17 protein-coding genes are annotated in these 26,022 nt (G+C 61.5%); 9 read left to right on the top strand and 8 right to left on the bottom strand.

Annotated features, from left to right (window positions below; all coding sequences use genetic code 11):
• The first annotated feature begins 53 nt into the window (after positions 1-53).
• Positions 54-1,571: an OmpA family protein gene (locus tag JSS95_14185; protein ID MBS1800960.1), complete on the top strand. Its 1,518-nt coding sequence runs from the start codon at positions 54-56 to the stop codon at positions 1,569-1,571.
• Between the two features lie 58 nt (positions 1,572-1,629).
• Here JSS95_14185 and JSS95_14180 read toward each other — a convergent pair whose 3' ends face one another.
• Complete coding sequence (locus tag JSS95_14180; protein ID MBS1800959.1) at positions 1,630-1,851, bottom strand: hypothetical protein; 222 nt, start codon at positions 1,849-1,851, stop codon at positions 1,630-1,632.
• Positions 1,852-2,327: 476 nt separating this feature from the next.
• On the opposite strand from JSS95_14180, the gene JSS95_14175 reads away from it, so the two are divergent.
• The 4 genes from JSS95_14175 to JSS95_14160 are packed head-to-tail and all read left to right on the top strand — an operon-like array spanning position 2,328 to position 8,651.
• Entirely contained in the window at positions 2,328-5,561 is a 3,234-nt protein-coding gene (locus tag JSS95_14175) for an efflux RND transporter permease subunit (protein MBS1800958.1), read from the top strand.
• Positions 5,562-5,583: 22 nt separating this feature from the next.
• On the top strand, positions 5,584-6,786 hold the full coding sequence (locus tag JSS95_14170) for an efflux RND transporter periplasmic adaptor subunit (protein ID MBS1800957.1): 1,203 nt from the start codon (positions 5,584-5,586) through the stop codon (positions 6,784-6,786).
• A gap of 50 nt (positions 6,787-6,836) precedes the next feature.
• Positions 6,837-7,778, top strand: a complete 942-nt coding sequence (locus tag JSS95_14165; GenBank protein MBS1800956.1) for an ATP-binding cassette domain-containing protein — start codon at positions 6,837-6,839, stop codon at positions 7,776-7,778.
• A 3-nt stretch (positions 7,779-7,781) separates the two neighbouring features.
• Positions 7,782-8,651, top strand: a complete 870-nt coding sequence (locus tag JSS95_14160) for an ABC transporter permease (GenBank protein MBS1800955.1) — start codon at positions 7,782-7,784, stop codon at positions 8,649-8,651.
• A 172-nt stretch (positions 8,652-8,823) separates the two neighbouring features.
• Here the strand turns inward: JSS95_14160 and JSS95_14155 are convergent, their stop codons facing one another.
• Genes JSS95_14155 through JSS95_14145 form a run of 3 tightly spaced genes read right to left on the bottom strand, consistent with a single transcriptional unit; the run spans position 8,824 to position 11,347 of the window.
• Complete coding sequence (locus tag JSS95_14155; GenBank protein ID MBS1800954.1) at positions 8,824-9,867, bottom strand: YpdA family putative bacillithiol disulfide reductase; 1,044 nt, start codon at positions 9,865-9,867, stop codon at positions 8,824-8,826.
• A 34-nt stretch (positions 9,868-9,901) separates the two neighbouring features.
• On the bottom strand, positions 9,902-10,609 hold the full coding sequence (locus JSS95_14150) for a response regulator transcription factor (protein MBS1800953.1): 708 nt from the start codon (positions 10,607-10,609) through the stop codon (positions 9,902-9,904).
• Between the two features lie 24 nt (positions 10,610-10,633).
• Positions 10,634-11,347, bottom strand: coding sequence for a response regulator (locus tag JSS95_14145; GenBank protein MBS1800952.1), 714 nt, complete (start codon positions 11,345-11,347; stop codon positions 10,634-10,636).
• A 32-nt stretch (positions 11,348-11,379) separates the two neighbouring features.
• Between JSS95_14145 and JSS95_14140 the strand changes: the two genes are divergently transcribed.
• Entirely contained in the window at positions 11,380-13,569 is a 2,190-nt protein-coding gene (locus JSS95_14140; GenBank protein ID MBS1800951.1) for a DUF2339 domain-containing protein, read from the top strand.
• Positions 13,566-14,855 (top strand): hypothetical protein, encoded by a 1,290-nt coding sequence (locus JSS95_14135; GenBank protein MBS1800950.1) that lies wholly within the window; start codon positions 13,566-13,568, stop codon positions 14,853-14,855. Before JSS95_14140 ends, JSS95_14135 begins: the two co-directional genes overlap by 4 nt.
• A gap of 2 nt (positions 14,856-14,857) precedes the next feature.
• On the opposite strand, the gene JSS95_14130 is transcribed toward JSS95_14135, so the two are convergent.
• From JSS95_14130 to ald, 4 genes are all read right to left on the bottom strand, one after another.
• Positions 14,858-17,491 (bottom strand): DNA translocase FtsK, encoded by a 2,634-nt coding sequence (locus JSS95_14130; protein MBS1800949.1) that lies wholly within the window; start codon positions 17,489-17,491, stop codon positions 14,858-14,860.
• A 338-nt stretch (positions 17,492-17,829) separates the two neighbouring features.
• Entirely contained in the window at positions 17,830-19,209 is a 1,380-nt protein-coding gene (locus JSS95_14125) for a sigma-54-dependent Fis family transcriptional regulator (GenBank protein ID MBS1800948.1), read from the bottom strand.
• On the bottom strand, positions 19,206-21,599 hold the full coding sequence (locus tag JSS95_14120) for a HAMP domain-containing protein (protein MBS1800947.1): 2,394 nt from the start codon (positions 21,597-21,599) through the stop codon (positions 19,206-19,208). Before JSS95_14120 ends, JSS95_14125 begins: the two co-directional genes overlap by 4 nt.
• Positions 21,600-21,636: 37 nt before the next feature.
• Complete coding sequence (ald, locus tag JSS95_14115) at positions 21,637-22,749, bottom strand: alanine dehydrogenase (protein ID MBS1800946.1); 1,113 nt, start codon at positions 22,747-22,749, stop codon at positions 21,637-21,639.
• Between the two features lie 300 nt (positions 22,750-23,049).
• Between ald and JSS95_14110 the strand changes: the two genes are divergently transcribed.
• Entirely contained in the window at positions 23,050-24,069 is a 1,020-nt protein-coding gene (locus JSS95_14110) for a rod shape-determining protein (GenBank protein MBS1800945.1), read from the top strand.
• Positions 24,070-24,297: 228 nt separating this feature from the next.
• Entirely contained in the window at positions 24,298-25,989 is a 1,692-nt protein-coding gene (locus JSS95_14105) for a TIGR03118 family protein (GenBank protein MBS1800944.1), read from the top strand.
• Positions 25,990-26,022 lie beyond the last annotated feature (33 nt).

Here is a 26,022-nt window from a genome sequence, read left to right as displayed (position 1 = left end):
TTGGAATGGCGGCGGGTTCTTCTGTTTTGCTTGCGGCGCAGGAGCCGAACCCGATGGCGCAGCAGGCGCCCGGTGACGACAACAAGATTACGAAGGAGTCGGAGGGGGTTTACCTCTATAAGGTGAAGGTCGTGCAGCGCGACCTGGATGCGGTGAACTATCTGCACCGCAGCGGGTCGACGAAGATCGCGTTCAAGGGGACGGCTCTGCTGCCGATGGCCAAGGGCGAGGCCAAGGTGACGAGCGAACGCGGCGGTATCGTGATCGACGCCAGGTTTCAGGGACTGACGCCGGCCAACGGCTTTGGCCGCGAGTATCTGACCTATGTGCTTTGGGCGATTACCCCCGATGGCAGGCCAAACAACCTGGGCGAGGTCTTGCCTTCAGGGACGAAGAACAACATTACGGTGACCACGGCGTTGCAGTCGTTCGGGCTGGTAGTGACGGCCGAGCCGTACTTTTCGGTGACGCAGCCGAGCGATGTGGTGGTTCTGGAAAACCAGATTATTCAGGACAAGACGACGGGCGTGCTGGAGAAGGTGAACGCGCACTATATGCTGCTGCCGCGCGGGACGTATGCGGAGACGGCTGGGTCGAAGTCGGTACTGGACCCGATTACGCGGAATGAGAAGTATCCTCTTGAGCTGTATGAGGCCAACAATGCGATCCGCATCGCGCAGGATGCAGGGGCGGAGAAGTATGCGCAGGACATCTATCGCGAGTCGATGCGCGATCTGAAGAACGCCACCGATATTCTTACCGGAAAGAAGCCCGATCAGAAGATGGGGATCACTTACGCTCGTCAGGCGGTGCAGAGGGCCGAGGATGCCCGGCTGGTGACGCTGCGGAAGCAGGCGGCGGAACGTCAGCGGAATGCGGAACTGGCCCAGCAGCAGGCTGAGACGCAGGCGCAGCAGTCTGCTCTTGATGCCGAGCGAGCGAAGGCGGCACAGGCGCAGGCGGATGCGCAGCGCGCGCGCGCGGAGGCAGCTGCTGCTCTTGCGCAGGCACAGGCCGCACAGGCGCAGGCCCAGGCGGCTGCGGCAGCCAAGAGCGCGGACAGTGCAAAGGAAGCCAGGGAGCGTCTGCTGTCACAACTGAACAGCGTACTGGCTACGAGCGAATCGGCCCGGGGCCTGATTGTGAATATGTCGGACGTGCTCTTCGAGACGGGCAAGTACAATCTGAAGCCCGCAACGCAGATCAGCCTGGCCAAGGTTTCAGGGATTCTACAGGCGTATCCGGGGCTGAAGCTTCAGGTGGAGGGGTATACCGACAACGTGGGCAGCGAACAGTTCAACCAGAAGCTGTCGGAGAATCGCGCGGGGGCGGTGAGGGATTTTCTGGTGACGCAGGGCGTGAAGCCGGACAACATCGTCGCGACGGGGTATGGCATGGCCAAGCCGGTGGCCGATAACAGCACCGCGAAGGGGCGGGCGCTGAACCGTCGTGTGCAACTGGTGGTGTCGGGCGATGCCATCGGGGTCCAGCAGCAGGGGCCGGATGCCGCGGCGCCGCCAGCGGCTCCGGCGCAACCGAATGCGACGGGGACGTCGAATCCGCCGCAATAGAAGCATTTCGTCATAGAGGAGGAGGCCGCTCCGGCGGCCTTCTTCGTTTTTGGGATGGCTACATGTGGACAGTCCAGCCCAGCTCGGCGAGCTTTTCCTCGATGTCGGCCAGCGCGTAGGCGAGGGCGGAACGGCGGTGGGGGCTTGAGGTTCTCTCCGAGAGGATGCGCTCGCGTTGCAGTTCAAGCGCCTGGAGTTTGCGTTTGCGCTCGGCGGTCTCGGCGGAGTTTTCCTTGACGTCGGGTTTTGGAGCCGATGCCTGTGCCTGTTGTTCTTCCACGGATTTACTCTCCCATCCACGCGACATGTATCCATTTTACGCCGTGAGTGTGACAAATCGGCGAGATGTAGGCTTTCTTCTGGGTTTGGATACCGCCATTGTGGCGGGCTTTCAGCCCTCGGATCGCGCCTTGCCGGAACCCAGGCCTTCGGCCTGGGCTGATATGGAACGGGGCTTCGGCCCCTGGACGGCGGGCGACTACAGAGCGACGCCGCTTATTGCGCTCTCGTGGACCCGGGCCTTCGGCCTACTACAGCCAGCGAGGCCTTCACTGGTTTGCGCTGAAAGGGGTTGTGGCGCGTCTATCAAAAATGCTGATAAATGCCGTTGCCCCCGCTTGCGTCGATAGACAAGAGCCTGTGGGTGATCTGCTATTCGTGCAGCGTCATGAGCTTACGTGAAACAATGGATTAGCCGCCATCGTCTCAAACAGATAACAACTCAGCCCGCCAATAGAAGAGAAGGACTTTTTTGCTATGTGGATTGTTCGACTGGCACTCCGGCGACCGTACACCTTCGTCGTCATGGCGGTGCTGATACTGGTTCTGGGGATCGTGAGCATCGAGACGATGAGCACGGACATCTTCCCTGTAATCGACATTCCCGTAGTGACCGTGGTCTGGACGTATCCGGGAACCAGCCCGGACGAGATGGAGAAGCGCTTCACGACGGTGAGCGAGCGCGCCGCGACGACGACGGTGAACGACATCGAGCATATCGAGTCGCAGTCGGTGAGCGGCATCTCAGTCATCAAGATATTCTTCCAGCCGGGAACGAAGATTGAGGCGGCGGTTGCCGAGGTGACGGCGGTCAACCAGACGATCCTGCGCATTCTGCCGCCGGGGACGACTCCGCCGTTCATCCTTCAGTTCAGCGCGTCGAATGTTCCGATTCTTCAGGCCCTGATGTCGAGCGACAAGCTGTCGGAGTCGGACCTGTACGATCTTGGGCTTCAGTTTGTGCGAACGCAACTGGCGACGGTGCAGGGGGCGCAAGTGCCGGCGCCTTATGGCGGCAAGGCTCGGCAGATCATGGTCGACCTCGACATGGGGCAGCTTTATGCCAAGGGTCTGTCGCCGACCGATGTGGTGGGTGCGCTGACGGCGCAGAATCTGATTCTTCCGGCGGGCACGGCCAAGGTGGGGACGACGGACTATATTGTGCGGACGAATGCGAGTCCGCAGGTGCTGGAACAGCTCAACGATATTCCGATCCGCAGTTTGAACGGCGCGATGGTGTACATGCGCGATATCGGCCACGTGCATGAGGGGTCGGCGATCCAGCAGAACATCGTCCGCGTCAATGGCAAACGCGCGGTGCTGCTGACAATCCTGAAGGCGTCCTCGGCTTCGACGCTGGACATCGTCAAGCGGGTGAAGGAGCGGCTGCCGGTGATTCAGGCGGGGCTGTCGAAGGACCTGAAGATCGACCTCCAGTTCGACCAGTCGCTGTTTGTGCGCGCGGCCCTTCAGGGGGTGGTGCGCGAGGCGGCGATTGCAGCGGGCCTGACAGCGCTGATGATCCTGCTGTTTCTGGGAAGCTGGCGTAGCACGGTGATTGTTGCGATCTCGATCCCGCTTTCGATTCTCACTTCGATCATTGTGATGAAGTTCCTGGGCCAGACGCTGAATACGATGACGCTGGGAGGATTGGGGCTGGCGGTGGGCATCCTGGTGGACGATGCGACCGTCGAGATCGAGAACATCCATCGCAATCTGGGGCAGGGCAAGGAGATTGAGCCAGCCATTCTGGATGGAGCGGCGCAGATTGCGGTGCCGGCGTTTGTATCGACGCTGGCCATCTGCATCGTCTTCGTGCCGGTGGTGTTTTTGTCGGGCGCGGCGAAGAGTCTGTTTACGCCGCTGGGTATGGCGGTGGTCTTTGCGATGATGGCGTCGTACCTGCTTTCGCGAACGCTGGTCCCCACGATGGTGAAGTTTCTTCTGGCCAGTGAAGTAGATATGTACCAGGACCATGAGTCGGAAGAAGGCCATGGCTCGGCGCCTGCGAATGCGAGCTGGATATGGCGCATTCACTTCCGCTTCAATGCGCTGTTTGAGCGGTTCCGCGCCCGCTATCGCGGGGCGCTGGACTGGGTGCTGGGCCATGCGGCGTTCTCTTTTGGATGCTTTGCCCTGTTGATCGCGCTCTCGGCCTGCCTGCTCCCGTTTATCGGGCAGGACTTCTTTCCCGACGTCGATGCCGGGACGTTTCGCCTGCATGTACGCACTCCTCCCGGCACACGCATTGAAGAGGTGGAGGGGATCTTCAAGCAGGTGGATGCGACGATCCGGGAGGTGATTCCGGAGGGCGAGCTGGGATTGATCCTGGACCACATCGGCATCCCGAATGGCAGCTTCAACCTGGCATTTGGCGACGGCAGCCTGATGGATGTGCAGGATGGCGAGGTGCTGGTCTCGCTGCACGAGGGCCATCGGCCGACGGCGGAGTACAGACGGAAGCTGCGCGAGGTGCTGCACAAGCGGTTTCCCAGCGTCACCTTCTACTTTCAGGCGTCGGATATCGTGAACCAGATTCTGAACTTTGGACTGCCGGCGCCGGTGGACATTCAGGTGAGCGGCAGGGCGTTTTATCCGAACTATGAGTGGGCGAAGAAGATACGTCAGGAGGTTGCCGCGATTCCGGGAGCGACGGATGTGCACATCAATCAGGTGGTCTATGCTCCTGAGCTTCGCGTGAATGTCGACCGCAGCCGCGCGCAGTCGATTGGGCTGACGGAAGGCAATGTTGCCAACAGTATGTTGTTTGCGCTTGCCGGCAGCGGCCAGGCGTCGCCAAACTTCTGGCTCAACCCGCAGAATGGGGTGAACTACCAAGTAGTGGTACAGACGCCGCAGTACAAGATGGACTCCGTTGCGGCGCTGACGAGCATTCCCATTACGGCGGGAGGGACTTCGCGCAGCAGTACGACTGATTCTTCCTCCTCCGCTGCGCCTGGGCCGCAGTTATTGAACAACCTTGCGCGGATTGATCGCGGGTTCAGCCCCGCGGTGACGAACCACTACAACGTGCAGCCGGTCTTCGACATCTTTGCGGGCGTACATGGGCGCGACCTGGGAGGCGTGGGCAGCGATATCGACGGGATCGTCGACAAGTACAGGAAGCTGGTGCCTCCGGGCACGCAGATCACGGTGCGGGGACAGGTGCTGAGCATGCGCCAGTCGTTTACCGGGCTGGGGCTGGGAATGATCTTTGCGGTGCTTCTGGTTTACCTGCTGATGGTGATCAATTTTCAGAGCTGGCTCGATCCGTTCATCATTCTGACGGCGCTGCCGGGAGCGGCGTGCGGCATTCTGTGGATGCTGTTTGTTACGGGAACGACCTTCAGCGTGCCTTCGCTGATGGGAGCGATTATGACGGTGGGCGTGGCGACGGCGAACTCGATCCTGATGGTAACGTTTGCCAACGATCAACGGGCGGCTGGCATGACGGCGCTTGAGGCGGCGTCCTCGGCAGGTGCGACGCGACTGCGGCCGGTGTTGATGACGGCGTTCGCGATGATCATCGGGATGCTGCCGATGTCGCTGGGGCTGGGCGAGGGCGGAGAGCAGAATGCCCCGCTGGGCCGCGCCGTGATTGGCGGCCTGATTGTGGCGACCGTGACGACATTGTTGATTGTGCCGTTGATCTACAGCCGCCTGCGCAGCCGTCAGCCGGTGAAGATGCACATGGAAGAGGTGCCGGAGTAACCGGCACGATGGTGAGAGGACGATGACGCAACATACTGAGGCCGATACGAACCGCAACAGCCGCGCTCCCTATGTGGGGATGACGGCGTTCTTTCTCCTGCTGATCGTGGTTGGCGTTCTGTTTCTGCTGCCGAAGCTGCGTCATCGCGACGCGCTGGAGGCAGAGGCGAAGGTTGCCGCGGGACCGCCGACGGTGCTTGTCACGCGGGTGGTACAGGGAGATCCCACCGGACACATCGAGCTGCCAGCCACGGTGCAGGCCTTCGATCAGACGCCGGTCTACGCGCGTACTTCAGGGTACGTGAAGGCGCGGTACGTCGATATCGGCGACCGCGTACGTCGCGGGCAACTGCTGGCGGAGATCGACGACCCACAGACGGCGCAGGCGTTGATGCAGGCAAAGGCGACGGTGTTGCAGCAGAAGGCGCAGTTGCAGCAGATGGAGGCGAATGCGGCGCTCTCAAAGGTGACCAACGAGCGCTGGCAGGGGCTGGTGAAACAGGGTGTTGTCTCGCAGCAGGACGCGGACCAGAGACTGGCGCAGGCCAATGTCGATATTGCGAACGTGAATGCGGCGAAGGCGAATATAGCGGCTGGAGAGGCCAACGTTCGTTCGCTGGCGGAGCAGGCTACGTTTGCGCGGGTGACGGCGCCGTTCGATGGGGTGATCCTGGCGCGAAGCATTGATCGTGGATCGCTGATCAGCTCGGGAAGCCAGAACAGCGTGACGGAGATGTTTTCCATCGGGCAGTCGGACAAGGTGCGCGTCTTCACGAATGTTCCGCAGGCCAGCGCTGTTGGGCTGGCGAACGGACATGCGGCGCGGGTTACGCTCCGCGAGCTCCCCGGCAAGGTCTATTCAGGAACGATCGCCCGCACGAGCCAGAGCATTGATCCGAGCACGCGGACGCTGCTGGTGGAGGTCGATCTGAAGAACGACGGCCGGATTCTGCCGGGCATGTATGCCACGACGGTCTTCGATGTTCCTGCGGGGGGGGCTGCTCCGGTGCTGTTGCCGGCCAATGGTCTGGTGATCCGCACGGCGGGGCCGCAGGCGGTGGTGATCGACGCAAACAATGTGGTGCACTTCCGTTCGATTGTGCTGGGGCGCGACCTGGGAACAGTGACGGAGGTGGTTGGGGGCCTGAAGGTGGGCGATGCTATTGTGTTGAGTCCCGGTGACGCCGTGGTTGAGGGCGCAAAGGTCGAACCGCAGTTTCAGTAACGGGTCTGTTTTCGTGTAACCTGAGACGTTACGCACGGAGAGGACCAGGGATGATCGTTGAGATCGAAGGCCTGAAGAAGATATACGACGGCAAGCAGCGTGTGGTTGCCGTCGATGGGATCGATCTCAGTGTGCGTCTTGGTGAGCTGTACGGCCTGCTGGGCCCGAATGGCGCGGGAAAGACGACGACAATCAGCATCTGCACGACGCGGGCGTTGCCGACCGAGGGTAGGGTACGGATCGCGGGAATCGATGTCGTGAAAACTCCGGCACAGGCACGAAGGCAGATCGGGGTTGTGCCGCAGTACAACACGCTCGACCGTGCGTGCACGGTGTACGAAAACATCTTCTTCCACTGCCTGTACTTTGGTTTTTCGCGTGCCGAGGCGAGGGAGAGAACGAACAGGCTGCTGGAGCAGTTTCACTTGACGGAGCGCGCGTCGGCGTATCCTGCGCAACTCTCAGGCGGCCTTGCGCAACGCGTGCAGATTGGCCGCGCGATCGCGCATCGTCCGAAGGTGTTGTTTCTGGATGAGCCGAGCGCCGGGCTGGACCCGCAAAGCCGCATCGCGATGTGGGAGGCTGTGCGGAATCTCCGCGAGGAAGGCATCACCGTGGTGCTGACGACGCACTACATGGAAGAGGCCGACGAGTTGTGCGATCGGGTTGCGATCATCGACCACGGAAAGATTCTGGTGGAGGATACGCCTGCGGCGCTCAAGGGTTCGGTGGGAGCGGCGCGCGTTTACGAGCTCGATTTGCGGAGCCATCAGGGGATCCCGCTATTGGTGGATGAGCTGGAGCGAAAACCCGGTGTCGCGAGCGTGGAAGCAACATCTAAAGGAGTGCGCATCTTCGCGGAGGGCACAGAGGGCTTGCTGCCTGAGGTCGTCCACGCGGCGAACCCATATGGTCTGCGCGATCTGACGGTCACTGAAACTAGCCTGGAGACGGTGTTCATTCGTCTCACGGGACGCGATCTTCGAGAGTAGAGAATGACGGAACTTGCGACAGTTGAGGTTGAGGTCCCGGCGCCCGTCTCCGCGGGCAGCTCAAAGACGATGCAGTATGTTCGTGCGTTTGCGGGGCTCTTCCTGCGCGACCTGCATGTGCTTCGCCGCGAACTTTTCCCGTTTGCGATTCGCGTGTGTATGAATCCTCTGCTGTTCCTGTTTGTGTTTACGTTCATCATGCCGCACATGAGCGGCGGCGCGGCGATGAACCCCACGGCGGCGATGGCGGGCGGCAACTTCAGCACGGTCCTGCTCTCGGGGCTTATGGCGGTGGCGATCATGTTCAGCGGCATTGCCGCGGTTGCGCTGCCGCTGGCGCAGGAGTTCGGCATCACGCGCGAGATCGACGATCGCGTGATGTGTCCTCTGCCTGTGGCGGCCATTGCGCTTGAAAAGATGTGCTTTTCGGCGGTGCAGAGCATGATTGCCGCGGTCGTCGTCTTTCCGCTGGCGTATTACATTCCGTCGACGCCGGTTGTGGCGCATGTGTGGAGTTGGCCCTACCTGATCGTCGTGATGGTGCTGGCGAGCCTTACGTCGGGGGCGCTGGGGCTGACGATCGGCACGAGTGTGAAGCCGCAGCAGATAGGCCTGATCTTTGGCGTTGTGGTGATGCCGATCACCTTCCTGGGATGCGTGTACTATCCGTGGGCGGCGCTCGACAAGATCAAATGGCTGCAGATTGGCGTGCTGGTCAACCCGATCGTTTATATGAGCGAAGGTTTGCGGTCGGCCCTGACCCCGGCGCTGCCGCATATGAATCCGGCGCTGATCCTTGGCATGCTGGTGGTGTTTCTCGCATTGCTTACGGCGTTCGGTATTCGTGGATTCAAGCGACGTGTGATCGGGTGAGCCGGTCCGGTTCAGGTGTTGTGCGACATTTTGTGTCGCGCCTTCAGCGCTCGATACATTGGGAGCGTTTACCTGGGGCTTCGTCCCAGGCTGAAATATAGCGGGCCGTTGGCCCTGAAGGTTGAGCCATGCCTTGGGAGGTAGTTATGCAGGCATTGGCCGGGCTTTTTGATCAATAACTTTTACGAAACGGGTATGAGCCGCAGGCGTGCGCGAGCTTCGTCTGAAGATCATCGGCGATCTGCTTCCCATGGAAGCGTCCGTTCTCGATGAAGATCTCGTTGGTGCGTTCACCGGCGATGACGACGCCTGCGAGGTAGATGCCGGCCACGTTGCTCTCAAGCGTTGTGGGATTGCATACGGGGCAGCGATCGTTCTTTTCATCCAGCCGCACACCGAGGGCTTCGAGAAACTCGAAGTCGGGGCGATAGCCGGTGAGAGCAAAGACGAACTGGTTGGCGAGAGTCACTTCGCCCTGTGGCGTTGAGAGGATCGCTTGATCCTCTGTGATTCCGGTGACGTTGCTCGAAAAGAACGCAGCAATCTCGCTGTTCTTGATGCGGTTGTTGATGTCGGGAAGAATCCAGTACTTCACATGACGATGCATTTCGGCGCCGCGGTGCACCAGCGTAACGCGCGCGCCATGACGCCACAGGTCGAGCGCGGCGATGGCCGCTGAGTTCTTTCCTCCGATGACCAGGATATCCAGATCGTAGTAAGGGTGCGGGTCTTCGTAGTAGTGGAAGACCTTGTTCAGGCCTTCGCCGGGGATGTTGAGGTAGTTGGGCAGGTCGTAGTAGCCAGTTGCGATGACGAGTTTGCGGGCGCGATGCTCAAGCGGGCGGCCGAAGCGGTCCTTTGTATGGACGGTGAAGTTGCCATCGGAACCGGCGACGCGCTCCACAGTTTCGTACTGGCGCACATCGAGACGGTAGTGCTCGGCGACCTTGCGATAGTATTCGAGCGCTTCGTCGCGATTCGGCTTCTGGTTTGGGCTGGAGAAAGGGATGTCGCCGATCTCCAGAAGCTCCGGAGTGGTGAAGAAGGTCATGTTCGACGGGTAGTGAAAGAGCGAGTTGCAGAGACAGCCCTTGTCGACCAGGCGAGCGCTGAAGCCCGCGCGCTGCGCTTCGATGGCGCAGGCCATCCCGGTTGGCCCGGCGCCGATGACCAGCAGGTCCGCTGTTGCTTGTTCGGCAGTTTCTCTCTCGCTCATCTTTTCATCTTACTGAATGAGCGAGAGAGAAAGGTTAGTTGTCGAGCGTGACCAGCTTGTGCGCGATGGCGAAGAGAGCAAGCTCAAGCCGCGTCGAGACGCCGGTTTTGTCGAAGATGTTCGAGAGATGACGCTTCACGGTCTCTTCGCTGATGGCGAACTGCTTGGCGACGTCCTTGTTGCTGCATCCCTCGACGATGCAGGTGACGACCTCAAGCTCGCGCGGGGTAAGGCCGTAGGTCTTCTTCTCGGGGGTAGCAGCGGCCTGCTTCATCAGCTCGTTGAGCGCGGTGACCAGGTTGACGACGCGCTCGCCGCCGATCCAGTAGTCGCCAGAGAGCACGGCTCGCATGGACTTGGAGAGGTCGGATGCCGCGGCGTCTTTGAGGACGATGCCGCGCGCGCCGATCTGAAGCGCTTCGATGATCTGCTGCGTGGTGATGGTGCTGGTGAGCAGAATGATCTTTACCCGCGGCGATTTTTCCATGATGGCGCGGAGAGCTTCCAGCCCCGGCAGGCGGGGCATCATGACGTCGAGCAGAAGGATGTCGGGCTCGCGCTCCAGCGTTTCGGTAATAGCGACATCGCCATCTTCGGCCTCGCCGACAACCTCGAAGCCGGGCTCGCTTTCGAGCATGTTCTTGACGCCAAAGCGAACCACGGGGTGATCGTCTGCGACAACGACACGAATCGGGGAGAGAGTGTTAGCGGTGTCTGCAGACTTCTTCACGGCTTCCTTCATGCGCGACTCCTTACAAGGTCTTGCTTAAACTGCATTGATTTGTTGATTTGCGACCAGCATACGCTCCAGACGTTCGCAGGCCACCAGGATTTCGTCGAGCGTAGCTACATGATTAGTAGCGATACCATGGCTTTCTACTGACGCTGCAATAGTTTGCAACTCGATAGCGCCTATCAGGCCGCAACCTCCCTTGATGGCGTGGGCCTCGCGCCGGCAGGTTGCGTCGTCTCCCATGGCTGCGGCCCGACGCATGGTTGCGACGCGTTTTCTTACGTCCCCGAGGCAGAGCTGATAGAGCTGCGCCAGTTTTTCGGGCTTCATGGTTGCAGCGAGTTTGCGATGAGTTTCCGGGTCGAGTACGTTCGTGTCCGGGGGAGGTTCATGCTTCTGTCTTCGTGAGGTGCCCTCGAACGCGGCGTCGAGCGTATCCATGTCGAAGGGCTTGAGTAGAAACCCATCGAAGCCATCCAGCGCATGGTCGTCAGGCTGGCTCCCGCTCATAGCGAGTAGAGTGCGGCCGTATCCGGTCTGGCGCAGTTTGTGGGCGAGGGCGACGCCGGAGATTCCGGGCATCTGCAAGTCGGCGAGGATAAGGTCGAGCGGGCTTGATGTGGTGACGAGATGCGCGATGGCAGCTTCGCCGGAGTCAACAGCTTCGACGGTATGGGCTGCGTGAGTGAGCAGCAAAACGATCAGTTCGCGGCTGAGCGCGTCGTCGTCGACAACAAGGATATTCAACGGCAGCATGTGCGCAAAGAGTACCAGAGGAAGTGGCGAATCGTTTTCGCTGCCACAGGCGTAGCGCAGGCGGTACATTAGTTGCCATGGGGTCGGAGGAGAGTTTCAGCCAGCCGCAAAGCCATACCGACGAAGCCGGAGTGGCAGCAGAGTTGAAGCAGCTTGCCGCGCGCGTCAGTCAGCTTGAGCGCGAGCTGGCTGCTATGCGGGCAGGCGGGCGGTTTCCTGCGCCTTTACCTCCTCCACCGCCTCCACCCGCTGCGCTGCCTGTTATTCAACACAGCGAAGTGGAGGAGGCAGCGATTGCCGACAGCGTTGTTTCTGCCAGCGGCAAGGGTTCGCTTGAGAGCCGGCTGGGGGCGCAGGTTTTTAACCGGATCGGTATAGTCGCCCTGCTGTTTGCAGCAACGCTTGGCCTGAAGCTGGCGATCGACAACCAATGGATCGGGCCAGTGGGCCGTATCCTGATCGGTCTGATTGCAGGGACCGGCGTTGTGGTGTGGTCGGAGCGTTTTCGCCGCAAAGGCTTCTCGGCATTTTCGTACTCGTTGAAGGCAGTTGGAACGGGCGTGCTGTATCTATCGCTTTGGGCGGCGTTCCAGCTCTATCATCTGTTGCCGTCATCGGCTGCGCTTGTGGGGATGATCCTGGTGACAGCGTGGAATGCCTACATGGCATGGTCGCAGGATGCCGAACTGCTGGCGGCCTATGCTCTGATCGGTGGACTGGCGACGCCGTTGCTGCTTTCGACCGGGGGCGATCACGAGGTATTTCTCTTCACCTACTTGCTGGCAATCGATGTTGCGACGGTGCTGCTGGTTCGGGTAAAGCCCTGGGCGAGACTGTTGTTCGGCGCGTTTCCGGCAACGGCCGCTTACTTCATCGGATGGTATTGGGAGTTTTACCATGAGCCTGCCTTTGCGGTAACGACGGCGTTTGTCGGGCTTTTCTTTGTGGTCTTTGCAAGCGCTTCGCTTGGAGGGGCAGTCCCGCGGGAGAAGGAAGCGGAGAAGCCAGCGCGGCGCGGCGGTTTGCATGTTCGAGACATTCTGCTGCCGCTTGCGAATGCGGCGTTTATCTCGCTGGCTCTTTACTCCGTGATGCAGGACTCCGATCGTCACTGGTTCCTGCCATGGCTCATGCTCATTTTGGCAGCGACGTATCTGTTGATTACGCGGCTGCCCCAGGGAGCAGTTGCCGCAGCGGTGCATCTTTCGCTGGCAGTGGTTTTTTTGACGATTGCCGTTCCTCTGAAGGCCAGCGGGCACTGGATAACGGTTGCGTGGCTGGTGGAGGGCGTGGCGCTCTTGTGGGTGGCGCTACGGGTTGGCGCAGGCCGGGTGGGCAGGGACGCGCCACACTCGAATGCCAGCGACGTATTGCGATGGCTCTCCGCCGGGTCGCTTGTTCTGGGGTTGGGCGGAGTGATTGCGGTACCGTTCTGGTTCGACGGTGGATTGACTGCGCCTTTGCTGAACCGCAACCTGGCGACAGCGCTCATCGGCGTCGCCGCATTTGCCGGAGCGGCGTGGATGGCCCTGCATGCGCGCGCTGGCGGAGGAGAGTTGAAGGCAGTCTGGTCGCGGTTCTCCTTTGCTGCATTGTTGGCGGTGGATGCTCTTGCGGTGCTTTTGGCGCTGCGCGAGATCTCTACTTCTCGCTACGGTTCTGCGCAGCATGTGTCCTTTGCCAATGCCGACTTTGGCATGGCCCTGGTTGGCCTTGCAGTTCTTGGCGGTGTCGCATGGGCAGCGCTTCGTATCGCTGTGGTGGATGTGGCGGCGCTGGTGTGGGCACAGCTCTCTGGCGGGTCGGTGATTGCGATTAACCTGATTGCAGTGCTGGCCGGTGTGCGAGAGGTTGCGACGCTATGGCAGGTTTCAACGACTGATCCCGATATGGAGCTTCGCCGTGCGCTTGCGGTATCGGGATTTCTGATGTTGTATGGAGCGGCGTTGCTGGCCGTAGGGTTCTGGCGGCGCTCGGCGTTTGTCCGCTGGCAGGCGCTGGCGCTGCTGGTCTTCAGCATTGGCAAGACTTTTTTGTACGACATGCGCAACCTCAGCCAGGGCTATCGCTTTGCGAGTTTTCTTGCGCTGGGAGCGTTGTTGATGACGATCAGTTTTGCCTACCAGAAGGACTGGCTCTCGCTGCGAGACACGCTGAAGGATGAGACCTCTGCCGCTTCAGCCAATCCTTCCAAAGGAGAGCGCGGTCAGTGAGACTTTTGTTCTTTGCAGCGTTTCTTCTATGGCAGACAGGCGCTCGTCCAGCTTCGGTGGTCGAGCCTGTGCCGCAGTATTTCCGCTATCAGCGGTCGATCGTTGCCGCAGGGCCTGGATTGAACTGTGCTGTGATCGATGCGGTGACGTTCGCGCACGCGGCTGCGTCGCTGAAGGACCTGAGGCTGTATCCGCAGACGGCTGGAGCGCGGGATGTACCGTATGCAATTACGCTCAGTGAGCCGGAGCAGCCGGACACGCAGCCGGCAGGCGTTCTGAATCTTGGAATGCGGAACGGCGCGATCGTCTTCGATCTGGCGATGCCCGACCGGCCTTATACCAATGTTGCTCTGGATCTGGCGGGAAGAGACTTTATTGCGACGGCAACGGTAACGGGTGTGAACTCGCCGGGAGAGACGGGGACGCGGCTGGGGCAGTTTACGCTGTTCGATCTGGCGTCGCAGCATCTCTCGCGCAGCACATCGCTGGCGCTGGAGGAGTCCAGCTTTCCGTATCTGCATATTGAGCTGAAGGTCTCGTCTGCTCCGCGATCTGTGCCGGTGCGATATATGCCGCAGATGGTACTTGGCGCCCGCGTTCCACCAAGCCGCGAGGCGCAGTCGATCTACACGCTGGCGGTAGAGACCAGCACGATTACTCAACGAGGACGACAGAGTGTCGCAACATTTTCATTGCCGCAGCGCGTACCCGTTGAACGAGTCACGTTTGTTCTTCCGGCTGGCTTCAGCTCCAACTTCAGCCGCAATGTCACGGTGAACGACCATGCGGTGGGCACTGCTCCGTCAAGCGGCGAGACGATGGATGGAAACATTATGCGCGTGCAGATGACGCAGGCCGGTCGCGCAATCCGGCAGCAGAGGCTCAGCGTGCCGGCAACGCTTGGGTCGAACCTGCAAAGCGCAGCCGAGGTGGAGGTAACGGTCGACAATGGCGACGACCGGCCGCTTCCTATCAAGTCTGTCCGCCTGGAGATGCGCGAGCGCAGGCTTTGCTTCGACGCGGCTTCTACAGCTCCGCTGACGCTCTTCTATGGCGATCCAGCTCTCACAGCACCACAGTATGATTTCGCTCGCACGCTCTCGCTCAATGGGAAGATTCAAGTTGCGAGAGTTGGAGCAGAACAGCAGAACCCTGTTTACACATCGCGGCCCGATACAAGAGCGGCTACAGAGAGACACCCGGAGCTGGTCTGGATCGTCTTTCTTGCCGTAATCTGCGTGCTCGCGATTATTGCGCTTCGTTCGACGCGACACATTCCGCGCTGAACTTATTGCGAGACGGTGTCGACCTCTTTCAGCCAGCTGGCAGGCTTCAGCAGTTCGCGCGGCTTTGAGCCGTCGGCGGGGCCGACCAGACCGTCGTTATACATCAGGTCGATCAGGTGGGCGGCGCGGCCGTAGCCAATGCGCAGGCGACGCTGCAGCAGCGAGGTGGACGCCTTGCCGAACTCGAAGACGAGGCGAACGGCGTCGTCGTACATCGGATCGTTGTCGTCGCCACCTGAGCCGCCTTCGGTGTCGCGTCCGGCCTCGTCCTTGGGGCCTTCGAGGAAGCCGTGAACGTATTCGGCCTCGCCCTGTGCCTTCCAGAAGTCGGTGACTGCGGCGATCTCCTTCTCGGTGACGAATGGAGCGTGCACGCGCTGGACGCGGCTTGTTCCCGGCGGCAGGTAGAGCATATCGCCGCGGCCCAGCAGGCTTTCGGCGCCGTTGGAGTCGATGATGGTGCGCGAGTCGACTTTGGTGGCGAGGCGGAAGCTCATGCGCGTGGGAACGTTGGCCTTGATGAGTCCGGTGATGACGTCGACTGACGGCCGCTGCGTGGCGAGCACGAGATGGATGCCGACGGCGCGCGCCATCTGCGCGAGGCGCGTGATCGCCTCTTCGACGTTGGCGCGGTCGAGCATCATCAGGTCGGCCAGCTCGTCGATGATGATCATGATGTAGGGCAGCGGCTCCTGGTTGACGTCCTCGAAGAGATGTCCGCTGCCATTGTCGAAGAGCTTGTTGAACTGGTCGATGTTGCGGACGTGGTTTGCGGCGAGCAGTTTGAGGCGGCGTTCCATCTCGCGCACTGCGTTGCGCAATGCGTTGGCCGCGAGCTTGGCCTCGGTGATGATCGGCGTGAAGAGGTGCGGGATGCCCTCGTACATGCCGAGCTCGACGCGCTTGGGGTCTACGAGGATCATGCGCACCTGCTCCGGCGTGGACTTGAAGAGCACGCTCATGATCATCGCGTTGATCGCAACCGATTTACCCGAGCCGGTTGAGCCTGCGATCAAGACGTGCGGCATGGAGGCGAGGTCGGCGGTGACGATGCGGCCGTTGATGTCCTTGCCGAGGGCGATGGCCAGGCGCGACTTCGACTGCGCGAAGTTCTCGCACTCGACGACATCGCGCAGCCAGATGGTCTCGCGCTCGGCGTTCGGAACCTGGATGCCAACGGTCGATTTGCCTGCCATGCGCTCGATCAGAATGCTCTCGGCGGCCATGGCGAGGCAGAGGTCGTCGGCGAGGCCGGTGACGCGGGCATACTTCACACCGGCGTCGGGCTTGAACTCAAAGGTGGTGACGACGGGGCCGGGGTTGATGTGCGTGACCTGTCCGTCGACGTCGAACTCGGCGCACTTCTCGACCAGGATGCGCGCCTCTTCGCGCAGGGCATCCTCGCGGACGGTCGTGTGTTCTTCGCTGCGATAGAGCAGGGAAGACGGAGGCAGCTTGTAGCCGCGCACGCTCTTCGGCGTGATGACGACGGCCTTGAGGTCGGCGTCGGCGCGCTTGCCGAAGGAGATGCCATCCTCAGCCTGCGCTGTGACGGGAGCGGCGGCGGGGCGGATCTCCTGCACGTTGCGCCTCGCGGGCGGCGGGGCGGTTTCGCGTGCAGGCGCCGGCTCGCGGAAGCTGTCGCTGAAGTTTGCTGCATCGTCGATGGCCCGCGTGGGCGCTGCCGCCTTTGCCAATGCTTCGGCGAAGGGCGCAGCCGCAGCGGTTGCAGTGCTCAGCGGAGTGACGGGAGGAGCGTCGACCATGGTGCGCGGCATGGCCTGGAAGATGGAAGACTCCGCGGCAGGACGCATCGACTCTTCCGGCTGCGCCTGTGCCTCTGCGCGCTTCCTGCGGCTCAGCCAGCCGAAGAGGCTGCCCAGCAGGGTTGTGTTCGGCTCGCGGAGTTTAGCCTCGGCCTCGCGCATTTTGCGGTCGGCGATCTCGTGTTCGCGCTGCGCGCGCATCTCCGCACGCTCGCGTTTGGTGCCGTACTCTTCGGCGGGTAGGTCTGCGCCGCGGCGACGTTCGCGCCATGCGGTCCAGCGCTCCCACATCGTTTGGGCGAAGCCGAAGCGCATGGTCGCCCATTCGCGCGCGGTGTTGAAGGTGAACGTCGTCGCAAGGTAGAGCGAGAGCGCGACCATCAGGGCGAGCACAATGGAGGCGCCGGGAAGGTTGAGGAAGGAGACGAGCAGGTCGGCGAGCAGGCGTCCGCTGACGCCCTCGACTGGCAGCGCGCCACGCCACAGCAGGTGACCGGGCAGCAGCGCGATCGCTGCGGGGCCGAAGACGACCCACATCGACAGGCCAACAGTCTTCGCCAGCGGGGAGCCAGCGGGGCGCGACATCATCCAGCAGACGCCGAGCCGCCCGACGACGAGAGGAAGGAAGAACGCTGCGATGCCGATGATCTGCAGCATGGCGTCGGAGAGATAGGCGCCGGCGATTCCCGTCCAGTTATGCGCAGGCCGCCCCGCAACGTAGCCGCCCACGGTGTTGAAGGAGCGATCGGTGGGCGTGTAGCTGACCAGCGCGAGCAGCAGAAGTCCCGCGCTGACCAGCACGGTGAGCCCGATAATCTCGTTCAGTCTTCGATTGCGGGTTGGCGTAGAGACGAGTCGTAGTGTCTTCATCGGGGGTGCGCGCAGCCTCTCTCTCGCAGCGGAGCCGAGCCTTTGTGCCGGCCGGCTGGAGCGATCGCCACCGAGGCTGTGAACCACCAGAGCACCTACGATTATCCCAGTCCCACACGCAGGCCCGCGAAGTAAAAACGAAAATCTCGGCGGCGGGTATCTGGATACAAACCCATGGCGGAATCCGGCATCTATTCCTGTAACTTCCCGCTGGAGCGCAAACTCCAGCGGCCCTTAGTATCCGGTTGGCAGGGGCGCGGGATTTTCGCGATTTCTTCTGCTTGCCGCCGGCAAAGGAGAATCGCTGACAGCCGGCGGACCCTGCCGTAACCGGGCCGCTACTCTTTGATCGTGACGCCGAGCGCCTTCATCTTGCGGTAGAGATGGCTGCGCTCGAGGCCAAGCCCTTCGGCGGCGCGGCTGACGTTGCCGTGGAACTCGTCCAGTTTCTTCAGGATGAAGTCGCGCTCGTAGGCCTCGCGCGCCTCGACGAGGCTCGAGAACTCTTCGGTCTTCGTGCTGATCCTTCCCGACTCGGTGAGCTTGGGGCCGCGATAGACGAGCATCGGAAGATGCTTCTTCTCGATGCGGTGCACCTTCGGGTTCAGGATGAGCAGGCGCTCGACGAGGTTGCGCAATTCGCGGACGTTGCCTGGCCAATGATACTGGCGCAGCGAGTTCAAGGCATCCTCCGTCATCTCGACGTGGGGGCGGCCGTACTGCTGGCCGAACTCTTCGAGAAACTCTTTTACGAGGAGCGGAATATCTTCCTTGCGGTCCCTCAGCGGCGGCACGAAGAACGGAATGACGTTGAGCCGGTAGAAGAGGTCTTCGCGGAAGTTGCCGCGCGCGATCTCGTCCTCGAGATCCTTGTTTGTGGCCGCGATGACGCGCACGTCGACGTGCACCGGATGCGAAGCTCCCACGGGCAGAAAGCGCTGCTCGTCGAGCGTGCGCAGCACCTTGGCCTGCGTCTTCAGGCTCATGTCACCGACCTCGTCGAGGAAGAGTGTTCCGCCGTCGGCGCGCTCGAAGGTCCCGCGTTTCTCGGGCGGGCCTCCGGCCACGGCGCCGTGCCGGTAACCGAAGAGCTCGCTCTCGATGTAGTCCTCGGGGATGGCGGCGCAGTTCAGCTCGACGAAGGGGCGGTCCTTGCGGAGACTGGCGGCGTGCATGGCGCGGCCGATCAGCTCCTTGCCCGTGCCGCTCTCGCCAAAGATCAGCACGCGGCCGTTGGTTGGCGCCATCAGCTTGATCTGCTGGCGCAGGGCCTTCATCGCGACGCTCTGGCCGGTGACGTTGTTCCTTGCCGCCAGCTGGCGCGCGAACTCGGCGTTGTCCTCGCGCATGCGCCGGGCTTGCATGGCGTTCTTCACGACGATCAACGTGCGGTCGAGCGAGAGGGGCTTTTCGAGAAAGTCGTAGGCGCCGAGCTTGGTCGCACGCACGGCCGATTCTATCGTTCCGTGGCCGCTGATGATGACGACCTCGGGAACGTTGGCGCTTTCAAGGCGGCGCATTTCGCCGAGCGTCTCGAGGCCGTCCCTGTCCGGCAGCCAGATGTCGAGCAGCACGACGTCGTAGTCGGCGTCGCGCACCAGTTCCAAGGCTTCGGTGGCGGTGGCGCTGGTGGTGACGAGGTAGCCCTCTTCGCGCAGGATGCCTTCGAGCGTCTCGCGTATCTCGGCTTCGTCGTCGACGATCAAAATGTGGTTCACGCGGTCACTCTCCCGGTACTTGTATCGGCTGCGATGGTGTCGGATTCGCCTTCGACGGCTGGGCGCAGCTCGATGATGAATTTTGCTCCCGCAGGAACATTCTTTTCAGCGCGAATTGTGCCCTGGTGCTCCTGGATGATCTTGCCTGCGATCGCAAGCCCGAGGCCCGTGCCGCGCTGTTTGGTGGAGAAGTAGGGCAGGAAGAGCCGCTCGCGCATCTCGTCTGTGAGGCCCGAGCCAGTGTCGGCGATCGTCAGCTCCACCATGCCGTTTTCGAGCAGACAGGTTGAGATGCGTAGCTCACGGAGCAGGCTCGACTGCATCGCTTCGGCGGCGTTGTCGACCAGGTTGCCAAGCGCGCGCTTCAGGGCCTCGGGGTCCGCCATCACCAGCGGCAGCTTTTCACCCATGCGCCGGACGACCTTGATCGACTGCATCCGGCCGGCAAACATCGCCAGCGAGTTTTCGATGATGGTGTTCAGGTCCGCCGGGCGCGGCTGCGCCGTGGGGAACTCGGCAAGCGCGGAGAACTGATCCACCAGCGAGCGCATACTCTCGACGGAGCTTGAGATGACTTCGCTGGAGCGGCGAATGACGCCGGGCGAGGTCGACTCCACGCCCGCAGCCTCCAGCGTTCCCGCGAGGCGGTCGATGTGCCGTCGGATCTGCTCCGCGCTGAGGCCGATCGGCGTCAGCGGGTTCTTGATCTCATGCGCCACGCGACGCGCAACTTCTTTCCACGCCGATTGCTTCTGCGCGCGGAGCAGTTCCGTCGCGTTTTCGAGAACGATCACATAGCCGCGATGCTCGCGACGCGCGCGGTCGTTGCCTACTGGGGTCTCCAGAAGCGCGACCGTTGCCAGCAGGTTGAGCGTTCCACCAAAGTGGCCGCCAGGAGCATCGATCTCCAACTCACTCGACGCCGAACCCATGCGATGGCTGCGTTTGATGAGCCGGTCCAGCACCTCGACAACCTCCGGTGGGAAGACTGTGTGAATTGCGCGTCCGAGGAAGGGGCTTTGCCCGCCGGGATCCATCATCTCGATCAACGCGCGATTGGCGAGGACGATCCTGCCCTGCGCGTCGAGCGTGGCGACGCCGTTGGGGATCGTCTCGAGCATGGTCTCGAGCTCGCCGCGGCGCGCTTCCAGCGCGGCGTTGGCTACGCTTAATTGCCCGGTCGACTCTTCCACTGCGCGGCGGCTGCCTTCAAGATCGGCGGCCATGTGATTGAAGCTGCGCACCAGCTCGCCCAGCTCTTCGGTGGCGCTCTCTTTTACGCGGTGTCCATAGTCGCCTGCCGCGATGGCCTCCATGGCATCTGCCAGCGCCTCGACCGGCTTGGTGACCTGCTTGGAAAGATGAAGCGCAAGCCACGTCGATGCGAATAGCGCAAGGCCAGTCATCATCAGCAAGAGCATCATGTAAAGATTTCGAATCTGCCTGCGCTGACGGAACAGTTTCCAGTAGTTTTCAGCGCGTAGGCGAAGGTCGGCCATCGTGGAGGACATTCCATAGGGCATGGGCAGGCCGACGACGACGGTGCCCTGTTTCAGTGTGGCCGTCCCCAGGGCATAGTCGTTTTTGTTCAGCGAAAAGATCGGCTCATCGTTGCGTTGTGCCGCGGCCAGAATTGCGGCGTCCGTTGGGTCACTGAGTGCCGGTTTTTCGGGCGGATCGTTGCGGCTGCCGGTCTCCTCATCCACACTCTTTTCAGGAAGCCAGGGCTTCACCTCGGCCGTTGCGCCCTCGCGCTGCGGCATTTGGAACGACGCCACAACCTGCCGGTTACGGTAAACAATCACAAAGCCGTTTTGCAGTGTGATCTCGTGCTGGCGGAGGACCCGGGCGATCTCTTCGCGTTCGCGATCGGTGACCGCTCCGGTGTCACCTTCGAGCATGTCGCGCATCTCGGGTAGGGTGGCGGCGATTGCCGTGGCTTCGGCCCGCGCGTTTGCAGCGGTGTAATGCGACAGCTCCAGCGCAATACGGTTGCTGTCGTCGCGCATCTCGGTCACTGGCTGGGAGAACCAGCGGTCGACGGACCGGTTCATCAGGCCGTAGCTGAAAAAAAACATGAACGCGATCGGCACCAGGGAGACCAAGACTGCGCCGGTAAGCATGCGGGTGCGAAGGCGCGACCCTAGTACGCGGCTGCGCTGGTCGGCATAGAGCTTGAGCACATTGCGAACCAGCAGGACCAGGATGGCGACAAACAGGAGAAACGCGAGAGCTGAGAGTCCCGTAAAGACGAAGGTCTGCTCCGTCGTCGACGGGTTCAGAAAGCTGACCTTGAAGGCGTTCAGGCCGATGAGCGTCGTCAACAACACAAGCAGGCAGGCGCCCAGCACGATGATTACGACCTTCCGCCGATTTTTCTCGGTTGCCATCGCTGTCTCCTCGCGCCGTTCTCCCGAAGCCAGCCCTCTATACCAGTTCGAACACGCTCTTCCAATCGCGGTTTTGCGCCGAAGCGACGGCAGCATAGGTGAGTATGCCGTCGTAGGTGTTTACGCCCTCGGCGATCCCCTTGTCTTCCTTGATCGCCGCCTTTGCTCCAACCTTTGCCAGCTTCAACACGTAGGGGAAGGTGGCATTGGTCAGCGCAAGGGTGGAGGTATTGGGAACGGCTGCGGGCATATTGGTGACGCAGTAGTGCACCACGCCGTTGATGTCGTAGGAGGGATTGCTGTGCGTCGTTGGGTGAGCGGTCTCGATGCATCCGCCCTGGTCGATCGCCACGTCGACGACGACGGCGCCCTTCTTCATCTTGTGGACCATCGCCGTGGTGACGATCTTGGGTGCGGCGGCTCCGGGAATCAGCACGCCGCCGATCAACAGGTCTGCTTCGGTCACGGCGCGCTCGATGTTGTAGCTGTTGGAGGCCATGGTGAAGACGCGGCCGTTGAAGATATCGTCCAGCTCGCGCAGGCGGTTCAGGTTCAGGTCAACAAGCGTGACCTTGGCCCCCATGCCGAGGGCGATCTTCGCGGCGTTGGTGCCGACGACTCCGCCGCCGATGATGCAGACGTTGCCGGGAGGAACTCCCGGGACGCCGCCCAGCAGCAGGCCGCGCCCGCCGTGCTCCTTGGTCAGGTACTCGGCGCCCACCTGGACGCTGAGGCGGCCTGCGACCTCGCTCATCGGCGTCAGCAGCGGCAGCGCTCCGGCGCGGTCGCGGACCGTCTCGTAGGCGATGCCCGTGACCTTCTTCTCCAGCAGGGCGTTGGTAAGTGCCTCAAGAGGAGCCAGGTGCAGGTAGGTAAACAGCACCAGTCCCTCGCGGAAGTGCCTGTACTCGCTCTCGACGGGCTCCTTGACCTTGACGACCATGTCGGCCAGCCGCCAGACGTCGTGGGCGGAGCCTACGATCTCGGCCCCGGCGTGCTGATACTCGTCGTCGGGCATGGCTGAAAGTGCGCCGGCCTTCTGTTCGACCAGCACCTTGTGGCCCGCCTCTACCAGAGCTTTTACGCCCGCCGGGGTTACGCCAACGCGGCTCTCGTGGTCTTTTACTTCCCTGGGTACGCCAATAATCATGGTGTCTTCTGCTCCGTATTCGATTGTATCCATTCTGCTGCGGGGCTACTGACGCGGAAGGTTCCTGCCGCTTCAAAGTCGAAGATTTGGCTGGCGCTTTCCGGCTTTCGTGAGGATGATCGTGCTTGAAGGACCAGCACGAGAATCCTGTGTGCTACGCCGCGCGCCTTGGTGGACGCGGGCACAGGGGACGCAGCGCCGTTCAATTGGCCGTACAATAGCCTTACAACTTCCTATCAGGAACACAGCCGCCGAATGTCCTCGAACGCCTTTCAGACCCGCTACTCGCGCATCCACAACATGCGGTCGCTTTTCAGCCTGTTTTCGAGCGACCTCGCCATCGATCTCGGGACCGCAAACACGCTGGTCTACGCGCATGGCAAGGGAATCATCGTCAACGAGCCCTCCATCATCGCCGTCAACAAGGTGACCAACGAGGTCGAGGCGGTCGGCAAAGAGGCCAAGGAGATGCTGGGCCGCACCCCTGGCAACATCGTCGCCATCAAGCCGATGAAGGACGGAGTCATCGCCGACTTCCGCCACACCGAAAAGATGCTGAACTACTTCATCCAGAAGGCGCACAACCGCAAGATGATGGTGCATCCGCGCATCGTCATCGGCGTGCCTTCCGAGATCACGCAGGTGGAGAAGCGCGCGGTCATGGACTCGGCGTACCGCGCGAAGGCGTCTGAGGTGCACCTCGTCGAGCAGGCCATGGTGGCAGCTATTGGAGCGGGACTTCCCATCACCGAGGCCGGCGGCAACATGGTTGTCGACATCGGTGGTGGAACCACGGACATCGCCGTGATCTCGCTGGCGGGCATCGTCTACTCGCGTTCGGTGCGCATGGCCGGAAACCAGATGGACGAGGCGGTCATCACCTACCTCAAACGCAAGTACAACCTGCTGATCGGCGAGCGCACGGGCGAGCAGATCAAGATGCAGCTTGGCTCCGCTTATCCGCTGGACAAGCCGCTGTCGATGGAGGTGAAGGGACGCAACCTGATCGAAGGCGTGCCGAAGACCATCACCATCGACGACTCCGAGATCCGCGAGGCGCTCTCGGAGTGCATCTCGACGATCATCAACGCCATTCGCGTGGCCCTCGAGCGCACACCGCCCGAGCTCTCGGCCGACATCTCCGACCGCGGCATCGTGCTTACCGGTGGAGGCGCGCTCATCAAGAACCTCGACAAGCGCATTCGCGAAGAGACTGGCCTGCCTGTCTCCATCGCAGATGATCCGCTGGCTTCGGTCGTTCTCGGAACCGGCAAGATGCTCTCGGACTTCAAGCTGCTGCGCAAGATCTCGATCGACTGATCTTCCTGACATCTTCAAGCAATGGGAAAGACCCGGCACCGCCGGGTTTTTTCCGTTCGTGATAACACGCAGACAAACGCCGGACAAACGAGACAGGAACGAATGACGTACTTGTGAATGCAGGCTGACAACTCTCGAGTCCCGGTTCCATAGGCTCGTCTCAGATCGCGGTCGAGGGCATCGCAGCAGTGCATGACCTCAAATGTGGCCGCGACACTTGGAGCTTTCATGCCGATTCTCGAGAGTCATCGCTTCTCCCCGGGAAGCTTTCGTCGTTTGTCACAGTTTGTCCCGTTACGAAAAGTTGCGAGATCAACACACCGTTGTGCGTCACTATTGCTCGCAGCAGCCGTGCTTCTTCCAGTCGCGGGATTGGCTCAATCCACCAACTACACGCAGACCAACATCATCTCCGATGGTTCCGTTCCCGCGCAGATGAAGGACCCTACGCTCATCAATCCATGGGGTGTCTCCATCGGACCGCAGTTCTGGATCGACACAGCGGGCACGGGCATTTCGCTTGTCGAAGGTGCAGCCGGCAATGAATTCTTCTCGGTCACCATTCCACCTGCATCCTCCACGTCGGGCCACGGCTCCCCTGCGGGCACTGTGTACAACCCGGACTCCAGCGTCTTCAATATCCCTAACCACGGCTCGGCTACGTTTCTCTTCGGTACGCTCGACGGAACCATCGCCGCGTGGAATACCGGCACTCCCAACGCTGTCACTGTTGCGAATAACTCTTCCAGCCATGCTGTCTACACCGACATTGCCGTGGTGAAGAACAATGCCGGCACCTTCCTGCTTGCCGCCAACTTCAACGGCGGCGTTGATGTCTTCGACAGCACGTTCGCTGCCTCGCACCTTGCCGGCAGCCTCACGGGCTCCGCCCTTCCCGCCGGATTCCACCCCTTCGGCATTCATACCATCGGCAACAACATCTATGTCACCTACGCCCAGCAGAACGACCAGGGCCGCGAGGCCGTGGGAGCCGGACTCGGCTATGTAGATCAGTTCGACCTCAACGGCAACTTCGTGAAGCGCGCGATCAGCCAGGGCAACCTCAACGCTCCGTGGGGCATGGCGCTTGCGCCGCAGGGGTTCGGATCGCTTGGAGGAACGCTGCTCGTCGGCAACTTCGGCGACGGCGTCATCAACGCGTACGACCCGACGAACTTCTCGCTGGTGGGACAAGTGACCGGCTCCAACGGAACGCCGCTGGCCAACTCCGGTCTGTGGGAGATCGTCTTCGGTGCCGGAACCACCACCGGAGGGACAAACGCCAGCGCGGGCGATCCCAATACCCTCTACTTCGCCGCTGGAATCAACAATGAGCAGGGCGGTCTATTCGGCTCCATCGTACCGGCAGCGCCTGCGGGGACCGCTGACTTCACCATCGCATCATCTGCGCCTACAGTCACTGTTACAGGAGGGCAGGTTGGCAATCTCTCTCTCAATCTTTCGGCGGTCAACGGCTTTAGCGGGACTGTCACTCTGTCCTGCTCCGGGCTTCCTTCGGGAGACAGTTGCGGCTTCAATCCTGCATCGGTCCGCGTCGGCGGAACCACTCCGGTAATGGTTGGTCTGGCAATCACTACAGCGGTCGGAACCCCCGCTCCTCCGCCTCCAACGGGTTACACGGCTTCGCTGGCGAAACATCGTGGTGTCGTGCTGGCTGGATTCCTTCCGCTTGGCCTGCTCGGCTTCGCCGGTCTGTGCAGACGGTCGGCCCTGCTTCGCGGATCGGTGCTGGCTATTGCCTGCGTGCTGGCCTTTGGCACGCTGTCCGGTTGCAGCAGCGGAACCACGAAGGCGACACAACCCTCTCCAACACCCACGCCTGCCACTTCGCAGGTCACCATTACTGCGACCTCCGGCACGCTCTCGCATAGCGTATCGGTCAACCTCACCACAAATTGACGATTTGTAGGCTTGAAGAGCGAAAAGCCCTGG

The sequence above is a fragment of the Acidobacteriota bacterium genome (assembly GCA_018268895.1).
Lineage (GTDB): Bacteria > Acidobacteriota > Terriglobia > Terriglobales > Acidobacteriaceae > Edaphobacter.
Note: the sequence above shows the minus strand (reverse complement) of the source record. Positions and strands in the feature narration are given on the sequence as shown.